Source organism: Actinotalea sp., assembly GCF_035443605.1.
Classification (GTDB): Bacteria; Actinomycetota; Actinomycetes; order Actinomycetales; family Cellulomonadaceae; genus Actinotalea.
Map to the genome: position 1 here is coordinate 1,225 of NZ_DAORSQ010000046.1, position 16,996 is coordinate 18,220.

13 protein-coding genes and 1 pseudogene are annotated in these 16,996 nt (G+C 76.9%); 5 read left to right on the plus strand and 9 right to left on the minus strand.

All coding sequences use genetic code 11. The annotated features are described in order from the left end of the window. A pseudogene (locus PKY62_RS06915) lies at positions 1-545 on the minus strand (hypothetical protein); the annotation flags it as partial. A gap of 173 nt (positions 546-718) precedes the next feature. Here PKY62_RS06915 and PKY62_RS06920 point away from each other — a divergent pair. Beyond that, entirely contained in the window at positions 719-1,237 is a 519-nt protein-coding gene (locus tag PKY62_RS06920; RefSeq protein WP_324535975.1) for a flavodoxin domain-containing protein, read from the plus strand. A 48-nt stretch (positions 1,238-1,285) separates the two neighbouring features. Here the strand turns inward: PKY62_RS06920 and PKY62_RS06925 are convergent, their stop codons facing one another. Next, positions 1,286-1,786: a DUF2505 domain-containing protein gene (locus tag PKY62_RS06925; RefSeq protein ID WP_324535976.1), complete on the minus strand. Its 501-nt coding sequence runs from the start codon at positions 1,784-1,786 to the stop codon at positions 1,286-1,288. 70 nt (positions 1,787-1,856) lie between these two features. Between PKY62_RS06925 and PKY62_RS06930 the strand changes: the two genes are divergently transcribed. Further along, positions 1,857-3,326: a sensor histidine kinase gene (locus PKY62_RS06930; protein ID WP_324535977.1), complete on the plus strand. Its 1,470-nt coding sequence runs from the start codon at positions 1,857-1,859 to the stop codon at positions 3,324-3,326. A 104-nt stretch (positions 3,327-3,430) separates the two neighbouring features. Here PKY62_RS06930 and PKY62_RS06935 read toward each other — a convergent pair whose 3' ends face one another. Next, a complete protein-coding gene (locus PKY62_RS06935; protein ID WP_024287579.1) occupies positions 3,431-3,679 on the minus strand; it encodes a WhiB family transcriptional regulator in 249 nt (82 codons plus the stop codon). A 514-nt stretch (positions 3,680-4,193) separates the two neighbouring features. On the opposite strand from PKY62_RS06935, the gene PKY62_RS06940 reads away from it, so the two are divergent. Next, positions 4,194-4,598 (plus strand): hypothetical protein, encoded by a 405-nt coding sequence (locus PKY62_RS06940; RefSeq protein ID WP_324535978.1) that lies wholly within the window; start codon positions 4,194-4,196, stop codon positions 4,596-4,598. On the opposite strand, the gene PKY62_RS06945 is transcribed toward PKY62_RS06940, so the two are convergent. From PKY62_RS06945 to PKY62_RS06965, 5 genes are all read right to left on the minus strand, one after another. Then, entirely contained in the window at positions 4,567-8,865 is a 4,299-nt protein-coding gene (locus tag PKY62_RS06945; protein WP_324535979.1) for an FtsK/SpoIIIE domain-containing protein, read from the minus strand. The two genes, PKY62_RS06940 and PKY62_RS06945, sit on opposite strands and share 32 nt — an antisense overlap. A 96-nt stretch (positions 8,866-8,961) precedes the next feature. After that, the gene (locus tag PKY62_RS06950) at positions 8,962-11,532 is read right to left on the minus strand and encodes an FtsX-like permease family protein (protein ID WP_324535980.1); all 2,571 of its coding nucleotides are present in this window, start codon (positions 11,530-11,532) and stop codon (positions 8,962-8,964) included. Next, a complete protein-coding gene (locus PKY62_RS06955; RefSeq protein WP_324535981.1) occupies positions 11,532-12,293 on the minus strand; it encodes an ABC transporter ATP-binding protein in 762 nt (253 codons plus the stop codon). Before PKY62_RS06955 ends, PKY62_RS06950 begins: the two co-directional genes overlap by 1 nt. Before the next feature lie 152 nt (positions 12,294-12,445). Beyond that, positions 12,446-13,117, minus strand: a complete 672-nt coding sequence (locus tag PKY62_RS06960) for a response regulator (protein ID WP_324535982.1) — start codon at positions 13,115-13,117, stop codon at positions 12,446-12,448. Beyond that, positions 13,117-14,379, minus strand: coding sequence for a sensor histidine kinase (locus PKY62_RS06965; RefSeq protein ID WP_324535983.1), 1,263 nt, complete (start codon positions 14,377-14,379; stop codon positions 13,117-13,119). Before PKY62_RS06965 ends, PKY62_RS06960 begins: the two co-directional genes overlap by 1 nt. 121 nt (positions 14,380-14,500) lie before the next feature. Here PKY62_RS06965 and PKY62_RS06970 point away from each other — a divergent pair, with 121 nt between their 5' ends. Both PKY62_RS06970 and PKY62_RS06975 read left to right on the plus strand, forming a co-directional pair. Continuing rightward, complete coding sequence (locus tag PKY62_RS06970) at positions 14,501-15,184, plus strand: response regulator transcription factor (protein WP_324535984.1); 684 nt, start codon at positions 14,501-14,503, stop codon at positions 15,182-15,184. 17 nt (positions 15,185-15,201) lie between these two features. Continuing rightward, positions 15,202-16,542, plus strand: coding sequence for a sensor histidine kinase (locus tag PKY62_RS06975; protein WP_324535985.1), 1,341 nt, complete (start codon positions 15,202-15,204; stop codon positions 16,540-16,542). On the opposite strand, the gene PKY62_RS06980 is transcribed toward PKY62_RS06975, so the two are convergent. Continuing rightward, positions 16,498-16,992 carry a GtrA family protein gene (locus PKY62_RS06980; RefSeq protein ID WP_502875811.1) on the minus strand — a complete coding sequence of 165 codons (495 nt, stop codon included), beginning with the start codon at positions 16,990-16,992 and terminating at the stop codon, positions 16,498-16,500. The genes PKY62_RS06975 and PKY62_RS06980 overlap by 45 nt on opposite strands. Between the last annotated feature and the right edge of the window lie 4 nt (positions 16,993-16,996).

Below are 16,996 nucleotides of genomic sequence, written 5' to 3' on the forward strand. Positions count from 1 at the left end.
GCGGCAGCCGCGGCGGCCTCCTGCTCGGCGAGCCAGGCCACCTGCGCCTGCGCCACGGCCTCGGTCGCACCCGCCAGGGCGGTGACCGCGAGGTCGAGGTCCGCCGCCAGCCCGTCGCCGACCCGCTGGGCCTCGACGACGTCCATCGCCTGCGCCAGCGCCAGCCGCACGGCGTCGTCCGCCACCTGCCCCGCCGAGGCGTCGAGCACCGGCTGTGCCGCGGCGAGCGCGGCGTCGGCCCGCGTGGACGCGGACTGCCACGCGACCGCCAGGCGCTCGGCGGCCGCCGAGCGGGCGGCGGCGTGCGCGGCGGCGGTCTCGGCCTCCGCGGCCTCCGCGGCGCGCTCGGTGGCCTCCTGGGCTGCGACCGTGTCGCGGGCGTCCTGCGCCCGGGCGGCCCGCACCTGCACCCCGGTGAGGGCGCCGGCGGTGAGCGCCACGGCTGCGGCCGCGGCGACCACGACGGTGCGTCGGTCGGGGCGCCTGGCGGGGCGCACCGGCGGCGCGGCGCGGTGCCCGGCGGGCGCCTCCTGGTCGGTCGTCACCGCAGCAGTGTGGACAACGACGGCCCAGATGTCGATGCCGGCCCGTGCAGCGACGCGTCGAGCGGGGCTGCCACGAACCTCTGTCGGGACCTGCGGCCCAGGTTGTCGCACGTCGCGCGGGTGAGGCTGGGGCATGTTCCGGGTCGGTCCCGGAGCCCGGGAGGTGGTGGGCCATGCGGGTCCTCGTCGCGGTGGCGTCGCGCCACGGGTCCACGCGCGAGATCGGCGAGGCCGTCGCGGAGGTGCTGCGCGGCTCGGGCTTCGTCGTCGACGTGCTGGACCCCGACGACGTCGACGGGATCGCGGACTACGACGCCGTCGTGCTCGGGTCGTCGGTCTACGTCGGCCGCTGGGCCGCGTCGGCGCGGGCGCTGGTCGACCGGCTCGCCGGTGCCCTGGCCAGCCGCCCGGTGTGGCTCTTCTCCTCCGGGCCGGTGGGCGACCCGCCGGCACCCGCGGGTGACCCCGAGGAGGTGCCCGCCCTGGTCTCGCGGCTGCACGCGCGCGGCCACCGCACGTTCTCCGGGCGGCTCGACAAGGGCGGCCTCGCGCTGGCGGAGCGCGCCGTCGTGGCCCTCGTCCAGGCCGAGCAGGGCGACTTCCGCGCGTGGGTCGACATCCAGGACTGGTCGGCCGGGATCGCGTCGGAGCTGCACGACGAGGAGATCCGGCGCCTGCGCTACGTGCGGTGACCGGGCCGTGCGGTGACCGGGTCGTGCGGTGACCGGGCCGTGCGGCTGTCAGGTCAGCGTGCCGGCCAGCCACTGCGCACCGGTGCGCTCCTCGGCCTCGAGGGCGGTGCGCAGCGCCTTGGCCGTCGCCTCCTCGACGACCGCGCCGAACAGCGGGACCGACGCCTTGAGATCCCCGGCGAAGTTCACGGTGGTCCCGTCGGGGCCGCCCTCCATCCGCATCGTGCCGGTCATCCGCACCGGGGCGCCGGTGACCTCGACGACGACGGTGCCCGTGCGGCCGTGCGGTCCGGGGGCCTCCCAGGCCTCGACCTGGCGCACCTCGAGGCTCGGGCCCACGAGCGAGCGGAACTGCGCCGGCACGCCCGTCGTCGGCATCTGGCGGCGCGTCGTCACGGTGAAGGCCTCACCGGCCGCGCCGACCACGGACACGGTCTGGGACACCGCCCCGGACGCGTGGACCTTCGCGGCGACGAACTCCTCCTGCGCGAGCATCGCGGCGACCCGCTCGGGGTCGGCGTCGTAGCTGGCCTGCGCGGTGATGTGCACCGAATGCCTCCGGGGGTGGTTGTCCCCCGAGGCTAACAAGGCCGCGGGGGGATGCACCTAGGCTTTCGACGTGTCCACCCTCACCGACCTCGTCTCACGGCACTCGGACCTCGCCCACGGCGACGTCGAGTGGCTGCACCTGCTGGTCGGCGACTGGCAGCTCATCTCGGACCTGGCGTTCGCCGACCTGGTCCTGTGGCTGCCCACCCACGCGGGCGACTACGTCGCCGTCGCCCAGGCCCGGCCCTCCACGGGGGCGACCGTGCACTACGACGACATCGTGGGTAGCACGGCGCCCGAGGGGCAGCGCTCCCAGCTGGACCGGGCCCTGCGCGAGGTGGCCATCCAGCGCTCCCGAGAGCCGCGCTGGTTCGGCTCCTACGCCGTCCGCGAGGAGGCGGTCCCGGTGGTGCACGACGGCCGGCCGATCGCCGTCGTCGCGCGGCAGACCAACCTCGGCGGGGCCCGCACGCCCAGCCGGCTCGAGCTCAACTACGTCGAGTCCGCCGACGACCTCATCGGGATGGTCGCGCGCGGCGAGTTCCCGGCGCCCAACGCCCCGACCGGTCCGCGGCGCGGCGCCCCGCGCGTGGGCGACGGCCTCATCCGGATGAACTCCGAGGGCGAGGTGCTCTACGCGAGCCCCAACGCGCTCAGCTGCTTCCACCGGTTCGGCGTGCTCGGCTCGCTCGTCGGGCGCTCGCTCGCGGAGGTGACCACGGAGCTGCTCGAGGAGAGCACGCCGATGGACGAGTCGCTGCCGCTGGTGGTCATGGGCCGGGCGCCGTGGCGCACCGACGTCGAGGCGCGCGGGGTGTGTCTCTCGCTGCGGGCCGTCCCGCTCACCGAGTACCGCGAGCGGGTCGGTGCGGTGCTGCTGTGCCGCGACGTCTCGGAGCTGCGGCGGCGCGAGCGTGAGCTCATCACCAAGGACGCGACGATCCGCGAGATCCACCACCGCGTGAAGAACAACCTGCAGACCGTCGCCGCACTGCTGCGGCTCCAGGCCCGCCGGATGACCTCGGACGAGGCCAAGGCGGCGCTGGGGGAGGCGATCCGACGGGTGACGACCATCGCCCAGGTCCACGAGACGCTCTCGCAGACCCTGGACGAGTCGGTCGACTTCGACTCGCTCGTGGACCGGAGCCTTCGCCTGGCGGCCGACGTCGCCTCGGCCGGCGGCTCCGTCAACACCGTGCGCACGGGGACGTTCGGCATGGTGCCGGCGGAGGCCGCGACCGCATTGGCGCTGGTGCTCACCGAGCTGGTGACCAACGCCGTCGAGCACGGGTTGGCCGGGGTCCGCGGCGGGACGGTGGAGATCGTCGCCGAGCGCACCGGGCCGCACCTGCGGGCCGTCGTCGCGGACGACGGCGTGGGGCTGCCAGACGGCGGTGGGCCGATGACCGGGCTGGGGACCCAGATCGTCGGCACGCTGGTGCGCAACGAGCTGCGCGGGACGATCGACTGGCTGCCCCGGGAGGGCGGTGGCACCCAGGTGGTGCTCGACGTCGACCTGCAGGAGCGCAAGAGCCTCTGACCGGTGCCGGACAGCAGTCTGACCGGGACCCTCTGCGGGTCCCGGTCAGACGGTGTGCCGGGTCGGCTCGGTGAGCCGGGGGTGCCGCGCGCGGCGGCGGTAGGTCAGCTCGCGCGGCGGGCGCGGGCCGTCCGACGCTTGAGGGCGCGACGCTCGTCCTCGGACAGGCCGCCCCAGACGCCGGCGTCCTGGCCGGACTCGAGCGCCCACTTGAGGCACGTGTCGACGACGGGGCAGCGCCGGCACACGGCCTTGGCCTCGTCGATCTGCTGCAGGGCGGGGCCGGTGTTCCCGATCGGGAAGAACAGCTCGGGGTCCTCGTCCAGGCAGGAAGCGCGGTGGCGCCAGTCCATCGGGTTTCTCCTCGGGCACGCGTCGATCGACGCCCGTTCAGGGCGGGTTCGACAGGTGGGGGTCGTGCGAACGTCCTACGACTGTGGATAAGCCTCACACGCGGGCCGCCGGAGCACAAGGGGTAACGAGAAGGTTTCACCCTGATAACGAATGAGGTCTTGATCACATCGGTTCGACCCAGGGCGCGGGGCGCCCCGACGTCGGATCGTCGTAGCGGCACATGGTGCTGGTGGGGCAGGTGATCACCCCGTGGTGCCACCTGCGCACCACCTGTCACATCGGCCGCTACGACGACCGGCAGGGTGGGGCGGGCGGGCCGGCGCCCGGCGTTGGGTAGCAGCTCCGGGTGGCCATCCGGACGCCCTGCGGGTGGCCATCCGGACGCCCTGCGGGTGGCCAGCGGGTGGCGTCGGGTGGCGTGCGGGCGATCCGCGGGCGGCGTGCGGGCGATCCGCGGGTGGCGTCGGGGCGGCGTGCGGGCGGCGCGCGACCGCGGCCCGTAGGGTCGGAGCCGTGAGCACCGTTCCCGACCGACCGTCGCTGCGGCAGCCGGTGGTGTTCGCAGCGCTGCTCCTCGAGGCCGCGGCCCTCGCCACGGCGGCCCTGGCCGCCCTGGTGCTGCTGCTCACCGGACGCGGTGCCTACCCGGTGGTCGCCGCGGCGCTCGCGCTCGCGGCGGTCGCGGTCGCCGCGGCGCTCGTGGCCGCGGTCCGCGCGTTGGGCCGGGGCCGGGCGCGCGTCGTCGCGCCGGTGGTCACGTGGCACCTCCTCCAGGGCGCGACCGCGATCGCCGTGCTCGGCGCTGTCACCCCGCAGACGCCGCTCGCCGTCCCCGTGATCGCGTGGGTGGCCATCGTGCTGGCCGCCCTGGTCGTCGTGCTGCTGCTCAGGCGGGAGCGGGCCCGCCGCCCGGAGTAGGCCAGACGGCGCGGCCCGTCGCGGCCGGGGCCCGGTGCACGGTGAGCGTCGCGGCCGCGTCCGGGGCGACCGGGAGCGCCGTGACCGGTGCCGGGGCGACCGGGAGCGCCCTGACCGGGGCCGAGGCGACCTGGACCGGGGTGGCCCGGCCCCGGTGGACGAGGGCGCCGCGTCCGGGGTGGTCGGGCCAGGCGGGGTCGGTGACCTGCCACAGGTCGCAGCCGGCGACGTCCGTCGACCCCGCGGTGTGCGGGGCGAGGACGAGGACGGGAGCGCACGACCGCAGGGCCGCGATCGCCCCGCGGTAGGCGGCAGCGGCGCGGTCGGTGCGGACTGCGGCGACCACGCGCGGCGCCGCCGGGTCGGTCTCGGCCCGCAGGATCCACGCAGCCAGCTGGTCGTCCAGCCCGGGGTGGGCCCGCACCAGCAGGTCGAGGTCGTCGACGACGAGCACGGCGCCGGGTCGCGCGCCGTCGAGCGCCGCCAGGAGCGCCGCCGGGTCGGTGACGGCCCCCGATGCCCGCAGGACGCTGCCAGCGTGCAGCTGCGCGGCCACGGCGGCGAGGGCGGTCGACCGTCCCGAACCTGCGGGCCCGACGACCAGCAGCCCGGTGTCGAGCCCGACGCGGACCGGGGCGGCGTCGTCCCCACCCGGACCGAGCCACGCCACCCCGGCGACGCCCCCGGGGCCGGGTGGGCCCAGCCCGGCGAGCAGCGGCAGCGGCGCGAGGCGCAGCGGGAGGGGCCGCCCGGGTCGCCCGGCCGCGGCCCCGTCCCGTCCTGCCGGGCCGTCCGCCGTCGCCACCTGGCACCTCGCGGTGACGGTGCCGAGCACCACCCCGCGGCCGGGCACGCCTCGTCCGGCAGCGAGACCCCGCGGCACGCCGAGGAGGGCGTCGTCGTGCGGGTCGCCGACGGCGAGCACCACGCGGGTTCCGGCCAGGGGGAGCAGCCGGACCAGGTCCGACGGCGCGCCGGTCACGGCGACCGCCAGGCCTGGCCGCGTCCCGGCGCGCACGGCCTGGTCGAGCAGGTCGAGCGGGGCGCCGCGCGGCAGACGCCCCAGCGCGGCGCGCACCGCGTCGACGTCGTCGACCAGGAGCAGTCGCGGCACCGGGGCGGGATCCCCCGGCGCCGGCGGGCGGCCCGGTGCGGCGAGCAGGGTCAGCAGCCGTGCCAGCCGCCGTGGGTCCTGCGCCCCGACGACCGTGCCGCGCCCTGGATGGTCCGCGACGGCGGCCAGCAGGGCGGCGTCCGGCCGGCCGACGACGGCGTGCACGTGCCAGCCGCGCTCGAGCGCCACCACGGCGAGCGTGCGCAGGGCACTGGTGCGGCCGGAGCGCGGCGCGCCCGAGACGAGGAGCGGACCCGACCGCGGGTCCCAGAGGAGCGGACTCTGCTCCTGGCGCTCGGGCCGGTCGACGAGGCCGAGCGGCAGGCCGGGTGACGGGTCGAGCCCGGCGCCGAGCCGAGGGCCCGCGGCCGGCCGTGCGGCCGGCAGCGCGGTCGGCAGGTCCGCGAGCGCGAGGGTCGCGGGCAGCGGGGGGCACCAGAGCCGAGCCTGCGGCTCGAGCCCGTGCCCGGCGGCGCGGACCGCGGCCACGACGTGCTCGGCGTGCCCGGTCGCGGGCGCGTCGGTGGAGGCCTCGCCCCACCGGCTCCACGGCACGGCACGCCGCACGAGCGCTGTCGCGTCGCGGTCGCCTCCCGGTGGTCCGGCGACCATGCCTGCGCTGGTCTTGCGCCCGGTGGCACCCCGGTCCGCCGGCCGCAGGGCTGGCCAGGCCGTCTGGACCGTGCGCAGCGGCCCCGGTCCGCAACGCAGCACCGCGCGCCCGGGCAGGTCCGGACCGATCGCGGCGGCGTCCGGTGCGTCCACGACGTCCGAGGAGTCGGCGGGGTCGGCCACGCGCAGGCACATGCGGATGGCGACGTTGGCCCGGAGCTGGGCGTCGACCACGCCGGCGGGACGCTGCGTGGCGAGCACCAGGTGGATGCCGAGCGACCGGCCCTGCGCGGCGAGCCGGATGAGCCGCGGGACGACGTCGGGCAGGTCCTCGGTCAGCGCGCGCAGCTCGTCGACGACGACGACCAGCCGCGGCGGTGCGTGCGTCCGGGAGCGCAGCTCCTCGAGGTCCGCGACCGCATGCGCCGCGAGCAGGCGCTCGCGGCGGCGCAGCTCCGCCGCCAACCCCTCGAGCGCGCGTCCGGCCTCGACCGGGTCGAGGTCGGTGACCTCTCCGACGACGTGCGGCAGGGACCGGCACAGACCCAGGCCAGCGCCACCCTTGAAGTCGATCAGCACGAGACCGAGCTCCGACGGCGGGTGGCGCAGGGCCAGGCTGAGCACGAGGGCCTGGAGCAGCTCCGACTTGCCGGCCCCCGTGGTGCCGGCGACGAGCATGTGCGGCCCGTCGGCGATGAGGTCGAGGTCGACCGCTGCCGGCCCGCCGGGTCGGGAGGTGCCGCGGTCGCCGGGCGCACCTGTCCCGATGCCGATGCGCGCGACGAGACCGGCGTGGCGGGGCGGCTCGTCGCCCGTGCCGGAGCTCCAGCTCCGGCGGACCGACGCCGCGTCGTCTGGCAGGCCGAGGTCGGCGAGGCCGACCAGCGTCGGCAGCACCGCCCGCCCGCCCGTGAGCCCACGGTTCCGGGTCGCGGCGCGCGCTGCGACGCGCCGGGCCTGCTCCTCGATCCACCCGGCCCGCGGCACCGGGACGGTGACCGTGCGCGGCCCACCCGGCCCGAGCAGGGTGGCGCCGCCCGGCCCGACGCGCAGCACCCAGCGGCACCACGCGGGGACGTCGGCCGGGTGCTCCGTCACGAGGATCACGCCGTCGCGCTGCCCGCGGCCCGTCGACCACCAGCGGTGCGCCGCGGCACGCCACGGGCCGCCGCCGTCGTCCACGACGAGGTGGGCGATGGCTGCTCGGGGCGCGCCGGGCGGTCCGTCGACGGTCGGGGGTGGCGCTGCGGCCAGGACCGTGGCGACGCGCCGCGGGTCCCGCGCCACACGCGGCCAACCCGGCCGGGACGCATCTCCGAGCCAGCGGCACCACGCCCAGTCGGCGTCGCTCGACGGCGCGTGCAGCACCGTGAGCGCGAGCGCTCCGGTGCTGTCCGTGGCCATGGCTGCGCCGAGGAGCCCGTGCACGGTGGCCAGTGCTGCGGGGCGCGGACCGACGACGGCCAGCCCGGCGCGGGCCAGCTCGGTCCACGGTGGAGGGGTCGGCACCCCGTCCGATGGCGCGTCGCCCGCGTCCGGTGGTACGGCCCCCACGACCGGTGGCACGTCGCCCGCGACCGGCGGCGAGGGCTCCGGCCCTGCGGCGAGGCGGATCGCGGTGGCCGCAGGGTCGTCCGCCAGGGCGAGCGGCCCCGGCAGCGACCCGTGCCGCCGACGCATCGCGAGCAGGGCCGGCAGCGCGGGGGCGACGGCGCCGACGGCCAGGACGAGCGCGACGGGTGAGCGGGTGATCGCCAGCAGGACGGCCGCCCCGACGAGGGGGACAGCCCAGGTCAGCACGGGCGCGGCCGGGCGGGGCACGGGCCGGTGCGCGGGTGCGGTCGGCCAGGGTCCCAGCCGGTCCGCGGCCACCGTGACGCGCGCCGGCGAGGCCGCGCCGGGGTGCCTGCGCAGCTCGAGGGTCGTGCTTCCGGCCTCGAGCCGGTCCCCGGCGTCGAGCCGCCGGCCCATCCGGCCCAGCCGGCCCGGCCGGCCCGGCCGGCCGAGGCGGCCCACGCGGCGCCCGGCCCGGGCGCGGGACCCGCCCGCCCGCAGCAGCGTTCCGTTCGCGGAGCCGTCGTCGTGCACCCGCCACCGGGCCGGTCCCGACCCGCGGCTGCGGTGCAGCACGAGGTGCGTCCGCGAGACGGCGGGGTCCGTGAGCCGCAGGTGCCCCGGCGTGAGGTCGGGACGGTCGGGCCCCCCGTCGGGGCCGGTGGCCCGGCCGACCCGCAGCACCCCGCGCTGGTCGGGCACCGCCACCGCGCCTGCGTCCGGCCCGGCCACCACGGCGAGGTGCCACGGCGCGCGGGCGGCGCGCAGGACCGGGTCCTCCGGCCCAGGACCCACGCGCGCGAGGCAGCCCGCCACCCACGGCTCTGCCCCGGCCACGTGGTCGGGCGCGAGCGCTCGCCCGTCGACGGTCAGGGGCGCGGCGTCGAGCGCGGCGCCGGCGAGCACCACCAGGCCGGCGCGGCAGTCGGCGAGGGTCGCGCCGTCGGGCACCTCCAGGTCCCCGACGGGCTCGAGCGTGAAGCGCATCCCGTGAGGGTGCCCGCCCACGAGGCCGGACCGCCGCGGGTGACGTGCGGGCTGTGGACCGGCGCCCGCTGCCCCGTCGGTCCACAGCCCGGCACGTCACTCGGCGGCGAGCGCCTCCACCGGCGGCGTGCTGGCGGCGCTCCGGGCCGGGAGCACCGACGCCAGCGCCCCGGCGAGCAGCGCCACGACGACGACGAGCCCGAGGTCACGCCACGGCACCGCCAGCAGCAGGTCGCCCACCCCCGTGAGCAGGATGCTGGCACCGGCCCAGCCGTAGAGGGTGCCGAGCACGGCGCCCACCACCGCACCCACCCCCGCGACGAGCAGCCCCTCGATCGCGAGCGTCGCGCGCAGCTGGCGCCGGGTCAGCCCGATCGCCCGCAGCGTGGCGTTCTCCCGCCGTCGTTCGATGACGGACAGCGACAGCGTGTTGGCCACCCCGACGATCGCGATGACGACGGCGACGGCGAGCAGGCCGACCACGATCGCCAGCAGCGTGTCGACCACCTGCTGGAAGAAGGCCCGCTCGACGGCGCCGCCCGTCGTCTCGAGGGCCGCACCCGAGTCCGCCGCGAGGTCGGAGACCGCCGCCAGGACGTCCGGCGCCGCCGAGAGATCGGTGAGGTGCACCCACAGCGTGCTGACGGGGGCCCCGGGCGACACCTGCTCGAGGGTCTGCGGGGTCACGAGGAGGTCGGTACCCGGCAGGGGGCGGATCAGCGCGGTCAGCTCCGTCCCCTCCCCGGTGCCGTTGCCGCGGCCGTCGGTGGCGCGCACCGTCACGACGTCGCCCTCGGCGATGTCGAGCGACTGCGCGACCCAGGAGGCCACGACCACCGTCGAGCCGCTCAGCCCCTCGACCTGGTCGGGATCGCTGAGGACGTCGGCCGCGGCCCGCGGCTCGACGGCCCGGGCGGCACCGAGCGTGCCGGTGCCGTTGCCGTCGCTGACCTCGACCATCGCCCCGGACAGCTGGGCGACCGCCGCGACGCCCTCGAGGGCGGCGACCTGTCCGGCGAGCGCACCGGGCAGCGCCGGGACGGTCCGGCCGTCCGGGACGGTGCCGACGGCGACGTCCACCGGGTAGAGCCCGTCGAGCCCGGCGTCGAACGTGGCACGAGTGCTGGCCGCACCGCTGGACATCAGGGCGACGAGGGTGACGCCGATGAACAGCGCGCCGCTCGTCGCGGCCGTCCGGCGCGGGTTGCGGACGCTGTTGGCCGCGGCGAGCCGGGCCGCGACCCCGCCGCGCCGACCGAGCAGGGTGCCGGCCCGGCCGACCAGTCCTGGCACCCAGAACACCGATCCCACGACGAGGCCGACGAACGACGCGGCGCCGCCGAGCAGGCCGAGCCCGAGGCCCAGCTCCATCGAGCCGGTGCGCGCGACGAGCACGCCGCCGGTGAGGCCGCCGCCGCCGCCGAGGATGAGCAGTCCGCTGATCCAGGCCCGGGCGCGCCCGGCCGGGTCGCCCGTGCTCGGCGCGTCGGCCGGCCGCAGCGCGGCGAGCGGCGCCACCCGGGTCGCAGCCCGCGCCGGGGCCATGGCCGCCACGACGGTCACCAGCGTGCCCACGACGATCGGGACGAGCACCGCGGCGAGGGTGATCGAGACCGTCGCCGGCAGCGGGACGTCACCGGCGCCGTCGAGCACCAGGAGCGCGCCCTGGACCAGGAGGAGGCCGAGCAGCACGCCGGCGACCGAGGCCGCGAGCCCCAGCAGCAGGGCCTCGGTGATGACCGAGCGCCGCAGCTGGCGGCGGTCCGCGCCGACGCAACGCAGCAGTGCGAGGGTCCGGGTGCGCTGGGCGACGAGCACCTGGAAGGTGTTGGCGATGACCAGTGCCGCGACGAGCAGCGCCACGGCAGCGAACGCCAGGACGATCGCGACCAGGACGGTCGAGCTTCCGGTGAGCGCGGCCGTGGCCGAGGCCGCGTACTCGCCGCGGGTCTGGATGAGCAGTCCCTCGGTCGCCTCGTCCAGCGTCGCGCCCACGGCGACGACGTCGGCGCCGTCGTCGACGGCCACCAGGGCGCGCCACCACGGCGACGCCTCCTCGCCGTCCGCCGCGCGCCAGCGGTCGAGCCGATCGGCCGTGACGACCCCGACCCCACCGGTGGACAGGAAGGCCGCCGGTGTCTCGAGCACGCCGACGACCTCGAGCTCCTCGACGAGCGCCTCGCCGTCCGCCGCGTCGACCGGGTAGTGCGTCGCGGTGACCGTGCCGCCGATCGCGACGCCCAGGCGCTCGGCGACGGCGTCCGGCAGGGCGATCTGGCCGGCGTTCGCCGGCAGGGCGCCGTCGGTGAGGGTCGAGGTCTCCAGGCGGGCGTCTGCTGCCGTCGCCGTCACCGGCAGCCAGGACCGGCCGCGCGTCCCGCTGAGCTCGACGTAGCTCTCGGCGTAGCCGTGGACGGCCGCGACGCCCGGCACCTCGCCCAGGACGGTGAGCGTCCGCGCGTCGACCGTCCCGCCGCCCGGGCCGGGCTGGACCACCAGCGCGGCGTCGGCCAGCCCGGTGGTCACCGCGTCCGTCGTGGTGCGGGTCATGACGTCGCCCGCCAGCAGGGTCGCGGTGACGAAGGCCGTGCCCAGGGCGATGGCGATCCCCGCTGCGGCCAGGCGACCCAGGCTCCGGCGCATCTGGGCCAGGGTGAGGCCCAGCATCAGTGCACCTCGTCGAGCGTGCGCAGGGCGTCGAGGCCGGCGAGCACGGACTCGGGGGTCGGGTCGACGATGTCGCCTGCGACGCGGCCGTCCGCCAGCAGCACGACGCGGTCCGCGTACGCCGCGGCGGACGGGTCGTGGGTGACCATGACGACGGTCCGGCCGAGCTCGCGGACCGAGGTGCGCAGGAAGCTGAGCACCTGGGCGCCGCCGCGGGAGTCGAGGTTCCCGGTCGGCTCGTCGGCGAAGACGACGTCCGGCCGGGTCACCAGGGCGCGGGCGATCGCCACGCGCTGCTGCTGGCCGCCGGACAGCTCGCCCGGCCGGTGCGTCAGCCGGTCCGCCAGGCCCAGCGTGGCGACGAGGGTGCCGAGCCACGCGGGGTCGGGCGCGCGCCCCGCCAGCTCGAGCGGCAGGGTGATGTTCTGCGCCGCCGTGAACATCGGCAGCAGGTTGAACGCCTGGAAGACGAAGCCGACGCGCTCGCGCCGCAGCAGGGTCATCCCCGCGTCATCGAGGCCGGTGACCTCGGTGTCACCGAGCCAGGCCTGACCCGAGGTCGCCGAGTCCAGCCCGGCGAGCAGGTGCATGAGCGTCGACTTGCCGGAGCCGGACGGGCCCATGATGGCGGTGAACGCCCCCGCTGCGAAGTCGACGTCGACCCCGTCCAGGGCGCGGACGGCGGCCTCGCCGCTGCCGTACACCTTGGTGAGGGCGCGGGCGCGCACCGCTGTGGCTGCTGGGTGGTGCTGGCTGTCCACCGGGATCTCCTCGCGTCGTCGTGCGGCCGTCGACCGGCCGTGCCCTCGACGCTAGGGGCCGCTCTCCGCTGGCGGCATCGGCCCGCGGCAGGGGACCGGCCGACGGGCCGTCATCCCGTGGGTGGACCTGCGCCGCGGCGTGGTCCACCCGGTCACGACCGGGGGTGGACCACGCCGCTCTCGTAGGCCGTCACGACGGCCTGGACCCGGTCGCGCGCGCCCAGCTTGGACAGCACGCGTCCGACGTGCGTCTTGACCGTCGCCTCGCTGACGTACAGCGCCCTGGCGATCTCGGTGTTCGACAGCCCCCTGGCCATCTCGCCGAGCACCTCGCGCTCGCGGTCGGTGAGCTCGGCCAGCCCCGGGTGCTGCGCCGGTGCGTCCAGGCCAGGCAGCGTGACCACGAGGTGCTCGAGCAGGCGCCGCGTGCTCGACGGCGCGATCACCGCGTCGCCCGCGTGCACGGTGCGGATCGCGGCGAGCATCTCCTCGGGCGGGGCGTCCTTGAGCAGGAAACCGCTCGCGCCGGCGCGGATGGCGGCGAGCACGTACTCGTCGAGGTCGAACGTCGTCAGCACGACGACGCGCGGCGCGGCGGCCCCCGCCGTGATCCGGGCGGTCGCGGTCAGGCCGTCCATCGTCGGCATCCGCACATCCATGAGCACCACGTCGACCGGCGTGCCGGCCAGCCGGCGCACGGCCTCGGCCCCGTCGCCGGCCTCCAGCACCACCTCGAGGTCGGGCTGGGAGTCGATGACCATGGCGAACCCGGCACGCACCAGCTGCTGGTCGTCGACGAGGGCGACGCGGATCGGGACGGTCATCACGGCTCCTGGGGGCACGGGAGGGGGATCTGCACACGCACGCGGTAGCCGCCGCCGGGACGCGGGCCCACGGCGATGGTCCCGCCCAGCATCGCGGCCCGCTCGCGCATGCCGAGCACGCCGAGCCCGGCGCCGTCGGAGGCCGCGGCCGCCCCGCGGCCGTCGTCGCTGACCTCGAGCACCACGGCGCTCGGAGCCCAGCCGAGGAGCACGGTGGCCCTGGCCCCCGGTCCGCCGTGCTTGAGCACGTTGGTCAGGCCCTCCTGGCAGATCCGGTAGAGCGTGAGGCCCGTGCCAGGGGGCAGCGTGCGGGGGGTGCCGGTGCGCACCAGGGAGACGGCGAGACCGGACGCCCTGACCTGGGCCACGAGGTGCTCGACATCGGCGACGGCGGGCTGCGGGAGCAGGTCTGGGGGAGGTGGGGGACCGGCGAGGCCGGGCGTGGTCGCGGGTGCCGCCGGCCGGTCCTGGCCTCGGGGTGCCCCGGCCGGCTCGGGCGGGCGCAGCACGCCGAGCAGCCGCCGCATGTCCGCCAGCGCTGCCCGCCCGGTCTCGGCGATGGTCGTCAGCGAGCGCACGGCGGCCTCGGGCTCGGCCTGGGCGGCGTACCGCCCGCCGTCGGCCTGGGCGATGATCACCGACAGGGAGTGGGCGACGATGTCGTGCATCTCGCGCGCGATCCGCGTGCGCTCGGCCGACGTGGCGATCTGGGCCTGCTGGTCCCGCTCGACCTCGAGCCGCCGCGCGCGGTCCACGAGCGCGTCGATCGTCTCGCGGCGTGAGCGGCGCACCAGGCCGACGGCGAACGCGCTCACGGACGTCAGGGCCACGGCGACGGTCGAGAACAGCGCACCCTCGGGCGAGCTGAGCCCGGAGTCGGCCAGGAGCAGCGCACCCAGCAGCCCCGCTCCTGCCAGCGCCCCGCCGAGCGCCGTCCGGTAGGCCCACGGCGGCCCGTGCACGGTGACGGAGTACAGCGCGACGAGGACCACGAGGTCGACGGGGACGAGGAGGTACTGGCCGACGAGCAGGTGTGCCAGCGCGACGGAGAAGACGGCGGCCGCCGAGGCCGCGGGGCGCACGCGCCGCCACGCCAGGGGCGCCACGAGGGCGAGCGACCACAGGGGCACGACGGCGACCTGGTCGACGGCCAGGGCGACCGAGAGCGGCATCGTCACCAGGGCGAGGAGCGCAGCCCCGGTCGCGTCGACGGCGAGGCGGTGGGTCTCGTCCCACGCGCCGACCCGCTCCCACCATCGCATCGCGCCAGCGTAGGGCTGGGCCGCGCCCGAGACGTCGCCCCACGGGGCGACCCGGGCCGGCGCCGGGTCACCCCGGGGGAGGACACCCGCCGTCCCGCCCGCCCTGTGGCAGCATGGGCCCATGACGTACGTTCTCTTGGCCGAAGACGACCCTGCCATTGCCGAACCCTTGGCACGCGCGCTCGGTCGGGAGGGCTACGAGGTCGTCGTGCAAGGCACGGGTCAAGGCGCCATCGACGCGGCACCCACGGCGGACATGGTCATCCTCGACCTCGGCCTGCCCGACATGGACGGCCTGGACGTCGCGCGCTGGATCCGCAACCACGGCCTGACCATCCCGGTGCTCGTCCTCACGGCCCGAGCGGACGAGGTGGACCTGGTCGTGGGCCTCGACGCCGGCGCGGACGACTACGTCACCAAGCCGTTCCGCCTCGCCGAGCTGCTCGCACGGGTCCGGGCGCTGCTGCGCCGCTCGCACGCCGACGGCACCGAGGAGGACGAGCTGCGCGCGCAGGACGTCCGGATGGACCTCGCGGCGCACCGCGCCTTCCAGGGCGAGCGCGAGCTCCACCTGACGGCCAAGGAGTTCGACCTGCTGCGCGTGCTCGTGCGCGACGCCGGGGCCGTCGTGGCCCGCGAGACCCTCATGCGCGAGGTCTGGGACTTCGACCCCACGGGCTCGACCAAGACCCTCGACATGCACGTGTCCTGGCTGCGCCGCAAGCTCGGCGACGACGCCAACGCCCCGCGCTACATCGCCACCGTGCGCGGCATGGGCTTCCGGTTCGAGTCCGGCCAGAGCTGACCTGACGGGCCCCTGAGGTGCGCCGCCGAGTCCTCCAGGCGACGATCGCGGCGGTCACCGTCGCGGTCGTGCTGCTCGGGATCCCGCTCGCGTTCTACGGTGCCCGACTCGTCCGCGACGCCGAGCTGCGCGACCTCGCCGACCGCGCGGCCGCGCTCGGTCGCCAGGTCGAGACCCGGCTCGGGGCGGACCGGCCGATCACCGAGGACCTGCTCGAGATCTACGTCCGGGGCGACGACGGTGCCCTGCCTGCCGCCGTGTCGGTGGTCGCACCGGACGGCACCCGGGTGCGCGCGGGGGAGCCCATCGAGGGACGCGCCTACCCCGCCGTCGTGCGCACCGAGTCCGGTGCGGTGGTGCTCCTGACGATGTCCTGGTGGGACGTGTTCTGGCGCACCTCGCGCGTGGTCGCGCTGGTCGTCGCCGCCTCGACGGTCGCGTTCGCCGCGGGGATCGCCATGTCCCTGTGGCAGGCCCGCCGCCTCGCGGCCCCGCTCATCTACCTCGCGGCCAGCGCGGAGCAGCTCGGCTCCGGTCAGGTGCGCCCGCGGCTCGAGGCCTCGGGGGTCGAGGAGATCGACCTCGTTGCCGCGGAGCTCGCCCGCAGCGCCGACCGCCTCGCGGGCCGGCTCGCCGCCGAGCGCCAGTTCGCCGCAGACGCGTCGCACCAGCTGCGCACGCCGTTGACGGCGCTGTCGATGCGGCTCGAGGAGATCGGGTTCGAGACCGAGAAGGAGGAGGTCCGCGAGGAGGCCCGGATCTCCCTCGAGCAGGTCGAGCGCCTCGTCATGGTCGTCGACGACCTGCTGACGCGCTCCCGCCGCGCCCAGGGCGGCACCACCGAGGCCGTGCGCCTGCTCGAGGTGGTCCACCAGCAGCAGGAGGAGTGGGGGCCGTCGTTCGCCTCGGCGGGGCGGAACCTGGTGGTCGAGGTCCCGCCGGCCACGGCCGTGCTCGCGACCCCGGGTGCGCTCGCCCAGGTGCTCGCGACGCTCATCGAGAACTCGCTCAAGCACGGCGCCGGCACCACCACGGTGCGCTCGCGGCCCTCGGGGTCCGGCGGAGCCGTGGTCGTCGAGGTCGGCGACGAGGGCCCCGGCGTGCCAGACGACCTCGCGCCGCGGATCTTCGAGCGCGAGGTCACCTCCGGCGCGGGCACCGGCCTCGGGCTGTCGCTCGCGCGGGACCTCGTGGCGGCCGACGGTGGTCGGCTCGAGCTCGCCCAGCGGCGGCCTCCGGTGTTCGCGGTGTTCCTTGCCGGCGTGCCCAAGGTCCTCGACCCGGACGTGGTGCTGCCGCGCGGGTCGCTCGTCTCACCGCGCAAGGGGCGCGGACGGCGCCGTCGTCCCCTGCGCTGAGACCGGGTCGCCCGCCGCGGGAGGCCGCGCGGGGCCGTCGCCCGTGAAGACCAGGTGGCGGTACGCCACGTAGCGGAACGCGGTCCCCAGCGCGAGGCCGACGACGTTGGCCGCGACGTTGTCCGCGAGCGGGCTGCGTAGGCCGAGCACGTAGTGCGAGATCGCCAGGCAGACCACCGCGATGGCCATCCCGCCGACGTTGACGGCGACGAAGCCGAGCAGCTCGCGGGTCCGGGTCGCGGTGCGCCGGTCCGCGAACGTCCAGTAGCGGTTGCCGAGCCAGGCGACGACGGTGGCGACCGCGACGGACAGCACCTTGGCGGTCAGCGGCTTGGCGCCGAGCAGCTCGCCCGGGCCGAAGCGGAGCAGGTTGAACAGCCCGACGTCCACGACGAACGCGAGCGCGCCGACCGACCCGAAGCGGATCAGCTCGAGCAGGCGGGCGCGCATGCTC